The sequence below is a fragment of the Bacteroides sp. 2201st1_D9_2201SCRN_220225 genome (genome assembly GCF_040928965.1).
Lineage (GTDB): Bacteria > Bacteroidota > Bacteroidia > Bacteroidales > Bacteroidaceae > Bacteroides > Bacteroides stercoris.
This window is the reverse complement of the sequence record NZ_JBCODG010000122.1, coordinates 1-5,928: the sequence shown is the minus strand read 5'-3', so window position 1 is coordinate 5,928 and position 5,928 is coordinate 1. Positions and strand designations below refer to the sequence as shown.

The 5,928-nt window shown below is 50.7% G+C and carries 7 protein-coding genes; all 7 read right to left on the bottom strand.

The window, feature by feature from the left end; genetic code table 11:
- The coding region (gene traM / locus AB5903_RS21555) for a conjugative transposon protein TraM (protein ID WP_368118272.1) at positions 1-821 on the bottom strand (821 nt) is incomplete at its 3' end.
- Positions 818-1,489: a hypothetical protein gene (locus AB5903_RS21550; RefSeq protein ID WP_368118271.1), complete on the bottom strand. Its 672-nt coding sequence runs from the start codon at positions 1,487-1,489 to the stop codon at positions 818-820. The genes traM and AB5903_RS21550, both read right to left, overlap by 4 nt.
- Positions 1,486-2,247 (bottom strand): hypothetical protein, encoded by a 762-nt coding sequence (locus AB5903_RS21545; protein ID WP_368118270.1) that lies wholly within the window; start codon positions 2,245-2,247, stop codon positions 1,486-1,488. Before AB5903_RS21545 ends, AB5903_RS21550 begins: the two co-directional genes overlap by 4 nt.
- Complete coding sequence (locus AB5903_RS21540; protein ID WP_368118269.1) at positions 2,244-2,777, bottom strand: hypothetical protein; 534 nt, start codon at positions 2,775-2,777, stop codon at positions 2,244-2,246. Before AB5903_RS21540 ends, AB5903_RS21545 begins: the two co-directional genes overlap by 4 nt.
- Positions 2,778-2,781: 4 nt before the next feature.
- Entirely contained in the window at positions 2,782-5,220 is a 2,439-nt protein-coding gene (locus AB5903_RS21535) for a conjugal transfer protein (RefSeq protein ID WP_368118268.1), read from the bottom strand.
- The gene (locus tag AB5903_RS21530; RefSeq protein ID WP_368118267.1) at positions 5,217-5,549 is read right to left on the bottom strand and encodes a hypothetical protein; all 333 of its coding nucleotides are present in this window, start codon (positions 5,547-5,549) and stop codon (positions 5,217-5,219) included. The genes AB5903_RS21535 and AB5903_RS21530 overlap by 4 nt, the downstream gene beginning before the upstream one ends.
- Position 5,550: 1 nt before the next feature.
- Positions 5,551-5,868, bottom strand: coding sequence for a hypothetical protein (locus AB5903_RS21525; protein ID WP_368118266.1), 318 nt, complete (start codon positions 5,866-5,868; stop codon positions 5,551-5,553).
- Between the last annotated feature and the right edge of the window lie 60 nt (positions 5,869-5,928).

The window sequence follows — 5,928 nt, the reverse complement described above, 5'->3', positions numbered from 1 at the left end:
ACTCCGGCCGCTTCCGCTTCCTGTATCGTTTCCGCCTTGGCATTTCCCGGGACGTAAATCCCTTCCATTGCATCCTCGGAATATACTTCCTTTTCGAAAGGAAGTATGTTGCCGCCCAGGTTCACCGAAGTAATCCTTACCAGCACGCGTTCCCCGTCAATCTTCATTACTTCCCCGAACACCGGTGTTCCCTTACGGATACGCTGACCGTCATCGGTAAGGCAGTTCTCGGCCAGCTGCATCTTCAGCGTTGATCCGACCATTACGGTTTGTGTCGAGTGTACAAATGCCCTGATGACATTTTTTTCATCCTGCCGGACAAGCCGCACGCTATTAAAACTCCTGCGCGGTTTTGCCTCAGGCGCGCTTTCCAACGTATCGGTATGCAGTTCTTCTTTTTTCTCCTCTTTTTTCTTTTCAGGTACGGGGGTATTTTCCTTTCCCGGGAAAGAAGGCTGCACGCTGCCTGTTACCGCCACACCGCCACCCGTAATCTCCGCCTCGTTCTGTTTTATCAGTTCCCTGATACGCCGTATCTCTTCTTCATTTTCAGAATCCGTTCCGGATGATTCCGTCCGGCCCGACATACCCTCATAGGCAGTCGAAGGGTTCACCATACCCTGGTTGTCTTTTTCTACGCTTTTCAGCATGTCTTCCAGTGTAAAACTTTCCTTGATCCGGCCCCGGAGCGTCACTTCTCCTGTTTCCTGTCCTTTATCCTGACCGGACGGTAAGCTGGCTATGATTCCCCAGACCAGCAGGGCGGTCACGATAGCTGCTCCTCCCAGAATGATGATCCTGCTTTTTTCCGACTGTGTCATAAGTTCTCGTATTGCTGGTTATACGTCCGAAAGAAAAATCCGGATATATTCTCAGGGAAACGCGGTCTCACACGTATGGCCGTACCCTCACTGATAATCCTTACTTCCTTCGTGTCACTTCCGTTTATGATGGTCAGTACGGAAGAAAAGACGACATGGTACTGCCCGTTCTCAACCGAGAGGGAGATTATCTTCTCGAATTTATTCCGGTATACCGCTCCCAGTTCCAGCGCATCCCCATAAGCCCTGTCCGCACGATATTTGGCGAATATGGCCGTTGCGTCCGGCTTGCTTACCAGAAACAGGGCATGTGCCTGGTTCTCCTGCCATGAGAGCCTGTCGAAACTGTTCAGGTAATAGGCTGTGGAACTGCAATGTGCCCTCAGCAGCTCCCTGTAGAGCTTGTCCGTATCCATAGCCTTCTGCTCCAGGTATTCACCGTTCTCATTTACCACAAGTATCTTGTTTCCCATGCTGTCAAGCAGCGAATAGCTGAAAAACAGCACGGCAGATACCGTAAGGGCGCAGAAGGCGAATGCCAGCTTTGCCAGAAGGGCGCTTTTCCGGCGGGCGTCGGCCAGCGCATTGAAATCCCCGAGTATTTTCTTCATGTTTGTCATAATGGAGAATGTTTCCCTTTCCTTTTTTAATATTTTTTTCATACTCATAACCATTTATTGACCGTAGCTTTGGCTGTCGCAAGCAGGCTCGTCTTCAGGATAATCGAAAAGAACAGCATGATCCATATCGGCCATGAATCCTGCTGGATGTAATTCTTCACTATAAGATCGCTGAATACGCTTACCGTTACGAAAGCCGGGTACAGCATGTAACATCCGAACAGGTTCTTTACCCATACAAAGAAAGAACTCCTCAGGTCCTTGTTATACAGGCAGGCGATGGCCACCGGAGAGACGATTTCCAGCAGAAGCAGCATGGCGTATCTTGCTGCCAGGAACAGGGTGGTGATATAGTCGTATGCAAGCGCGAAGAGCGTTCCTACCTGTGAGGTCAGCATATGGGTAAATACCGTTCCCACCACATTCCAGCTGCCTCCCTCGACCATATTCTCCAGGTCTCCGAGTATTGCCGCCTTCCAGATGTTGTCAGAACTGTATTTCCCACCTATGGATTCTACCACCTTGTCCGCCCCCGCAGCGAATATCGCTTCCAGCCATCCCAGAAAAAGAGGCAGGACCGCTATCATGGCAGAGCAAAGGATATATTCCCTGCCCAACTCAAAGAAATGTTTGGCACTGAAGCCTTTCTCTTCCTTTGCCATGTCGTTTGCCATGTCAAACAGTTTGAACACGAAGGTCGCTATGATGAGTCCCGCCACCAGCGAGTAAAACCCGTTAACGGCTACCGTCTCCCTGAGTTCCCGGTATGACTGGTACAGCACGCTGAATTCTCCTTTCTCCATCATTGCAGGGCACGTTTCAAGGTTTCATACTCACCGACAAGGCGGTTTATTTTCCATATGTTCCGCTCATCCTGTTCGGTCTGTTTCTCTATGTCCCTGAGAAGTGTCAGCCTTTCCGCATCGTTCATCCTCAGGGAAGTTGAAAGGATGCTTTTTACAAGGCTGATCAGCCGTCCGTTGTTGCTTGTTATCTGCCCCACATTTGCTGTCAGTGCGGAAAGGGTGGATGATTTCATCCCCGCCTTGCCGGCCCTGGTCAGGAGCGTACCGCACTCCGTACTCAGCTTCAGTTGTCTCTCGATGAGGTATTTGACCGTCATGCTGTTGCTCACTGTGGCATTCACTTTTCTCAGGTAGTCCAGACTCTCATCCAGCACCTTCTTCTGTTCCTTGAGCGAAGAAACAGTGTTCTTCAGCTGCTGTACAGAAAGAACACCCTGATAGGTATTTTCCGGATCGCTCACAATCCATTGCGCCCGGGCAGTCCCTGAAAGGAGCAATGCCATGAATCCCAAAATCAAAGTCTTTTTCATACTGTTATCTGTTTGATGGTAATTTCCTTACTTTTCTTTCCGGATGTTCATCCAGATATTCACGGATGGCATCTTCCATGCCCATCCTTTGCGTTTTCTCTTCCAGTGCGGCCCATATGCTCCCTTCCGTCTGGAAGGCAAGGAACTTCTCCGGAGACAGTTCAAGACGGGTAACGGTGGCATATTTCTCTCCCATACGCAAGAAACATTCACTGTACGGCTGTCTGCCGGAAAAGTTGTTCCGCATGGATTTCATCAGGTCGATATGTGCCTGGTCGGTAATTTTGAACTTCTCTATGATACTGCTGTAAATCACCTCCTTGGTGGGCAGCACGTAGAGCATGTCCGTATTGCCGATGATGTTCTGCGTATTCTCGTCGTCAGGCAGCTGGTCGGGAGTCTGCACGATGGTATAGACGGCGCCGTTCTCTTTCCGGATCTTCTGGTAGCAGAACGCCACCGAACTGTGTATGCCTGTATTCGTGGCCGTATCCCGCATCTGTGCCGTTTCCGCATACTCGTCGAATATGAGGATGCCCCGCTTGCTCCTGTCGGAAAGTATCTTCGACTGTATGACCGAGAAGATCATCGTCATGACCAGGTTCGAAAGGAACCTGTCCTGTTTGATCCGGGTGAGTTCGAATACGATGAACTTCTTGGCCAGGAAATCCACTTTGGTATCCTTCGTCACATTCTCGTATCTTTTTCCCGGCAGGAACTCCCCGCAGTTCAGAAGAAACGAGGAGAGCTCAAAATACTTCTCCGGAATGTTTTTCCTTTTCAGGATATCCGGATAGTTTTGCCTGACATGGTTGTAGAAACCTACGAAATTCCGCTCCTTTCCAGGCTGTTCGTAATAGTCCTGGATGAACAGGTTAAGTGCCGTTTCCCTTTCCGGCTCCCTTCCTGTGAACATGTGTTTCCAATAACGCTGTACGATTCCCGATATCGTTTCCAAGTCCGTATTGTCCGGCCTGCGTCCCTGCAGGTCGAACGGATTGATGCCCAGCGGTGTCTTTCCGTCATAGTCCACGTGGAGCGACTCCTTGGGATAAAGCTTGCAGAGCTGGCTGAAACTTTTTCCGAACTCCACCACCACAACCGTATAGTCCTGCTCGAGAAGCTGGTAAGTAAAATTCTCGGCGAAGGTGGATTTTCCCCCGCCGGAACCGGCGATGATCATTCCGTTGCGTGCATCCGCCCTTTTCTTGCCGGCATCCCATATGTCCTTTTTGACCGGGATACGGTACAGTCTGTCCTGCAACTGTATGCCTTCCACGTCGGAACGGAGCGTGCTGCAGGCAAGAAAAAGGCACAGCGAAACGGAGAGTGTGGAAAGAAACATATACTCCCCCGGCAGGCAATTCACCTGTCCCGGTACGGAAGCCAGATGTGCCTCCGCCAGATGCTCGAACGAGGGGATGTAGTATCCGAAGCCGGCCAGGTTCAAACACTCCCGGATCTTCTTCTCGGCATTCTCCAGTTCCTTTTCGTCGCGGTCAAAAAAGCACAGGGAGAAGTAAGTGCGTACAAGCGGTGTATTCTCTGCCATGATTTCATTTCGGAGCTCATCCAGTTTCCTGTACTCCGACTCGATGCCCTTTCGTATGCTGCTGTTCTTTTTATAGACATCGACATTAGTATTCACCCTCGCCCGCAGTTTCCTGTCCCCTTCAAAGAAAATAACCTGGTTGACGATATGGTTGCAAGGCAGATAGACTCCCAGACTTTCCAAAGGGGTATGGAACAGCTCGCTGCCGGCTTTGGGCAGCGAATAGTCCCTGACACATGAGGAAATGATACCTTCCGGCAGGTGCGCTTCATCACAGATGCTGTAATACTTGACCTTTTCTTCCCCTATGCTCATGGCGGAAGAAAACCGTATATCCCTTGTTTCGCGCTTTCCGCCGAACAGGTTGGCATATTCACCCATCAGCTCTGTCATTTCCACCCCGTCAAGCTGTCGTACATCCACATTGGGAATGTTACGGATGATGCTCATGGCATTTTCCACGCCTTCGAGGAACTCCTTCAGCTTCTGTTCATCATTCCGGTGCAGTTCTTCCCTGTATCTCATCGGAGAAGCCGCATACGCCTTTTCCAATGTCTCAAGGGAAGCGAACGTGAAATGCATCAGGCATGTGTGTTCCAGATAGACGCGGCCCGCAAAATACCGGGCATCCGCCCGGGAGAGGAAACTGCCGGCCTTTTCCGGAGAGTAGCTGCGCTTGAGAAAGATATCCTGTTTATGCACGTAACTCCCGTCGGGAAGAAAGCGGAAGGCTTCCTCCAGCATGAGGTTTCTCCGGTCTATGTCTTCCGGGGAAAGGCTGTAGCATTCCGGTTCTGTAAGACGGAAGGAAACGGTCAGGGAACCTGACTTTCCCAGCATGGCCCCGTCTCCCATGATGTCCAGAAGTCCGTATGTGTCGTTTGTTGTCATAACTGCTCCTTTCTGTGTCTTTCCCGGATGCGGTAAAGTGTGCGGGCCATTTCCAGATTGCTCAGGGTAATCTCCCGGTTCCGGTTCTTGAACTTTCGGGACAAGGTCTTTCTCCTGAGCATAAAACACAGCAGGGGCTCCGCCACACTGCATATGCCCAGCATGCTCCAAAAGAATTCCCAGTGCCCCTCAGTCAATCCCTGGGCGGCTGCAAGGACGCACAGACCGATAGCCGCCACGCTGGCGGAATATACCACCCAATAATCCCCGGAAAGGAAAATACCGATCCGGCAGGGAGTTTCCAGGCCTTTTCTCACTTTGTATTCCATATCAGACACTCAGATTTATACTCATGGCTGCCGCCCTTATGGCATTGATGACAACCGAACCGGCCAGACCGTAGCCGACCATCCAAACAACTGCAATGACACCGTCCATTCTGTTCCCGTTGTCATTCTTGGCTGCGATATTGTCATAGTTCCGTACCAAACCGGCAATCAGGCCGATAAGCATGCCTGCCAGGTATATGGGCCTGGCCCAGCCGTCAAGCATTGTGTTTACAGTCGAATTCATGTCCTGTGCGGATACCTGTACGGTAGTGAGCAGAAACATGATAGTCAGTGATGCGATTTTTTTCTTTGTCGTCATTATTCATTCGGTTTAATTGATCCGGTATAATCTCCACCTGCCTGCCAGGGACGGACGCTC

Bases quoted from the DNA above. Each gene is read 5' to 3' on its own strand.
- AB5903_RS21525 (WP_368118266.1), bottom strand. From the start codon at position 5,868: ATGACGACAAAGAAAAAAATCGCATCACTGACTATCATGTTTCTGCTC.
- AB5903_RS21530 (WP_368118267.1), bottom strand. From the start codon at position 5,549: ATGGAATACAAAGTGAGAAAAGGCCTGGAAACTCCCTGCCGGATCGGT.
- AB5903_RS21540 (WP_368118269.1), bottom strand. From the start codon at position 2,777: ATGAAAAAGACTTTGATTTTGGGATTCATGGCATTGCTCCTTTCAGGG.
- AB5903_RS21545 (WP_368118270.1), bottom strand. From the start codon at position 2,247: ATGATGGAGAAAGGAGAATTCAGCGTGCTGTACCAGTCATACCGGGAA.
- AB5903_RS21535 (WP_368118268.1), bottom strand. From the start codon at position 5,220: ATGACAACAAACGACACATACGGACTTCTGGACATCATGGGAGACGGG.
- AB5903_RS21550 (WP_368118271.1), bottom strand. From the start codon at position 1,489: ATGAGTATGAAAAAAATATTAAAAAAGGAAAGGGAAACATTCTCCATT.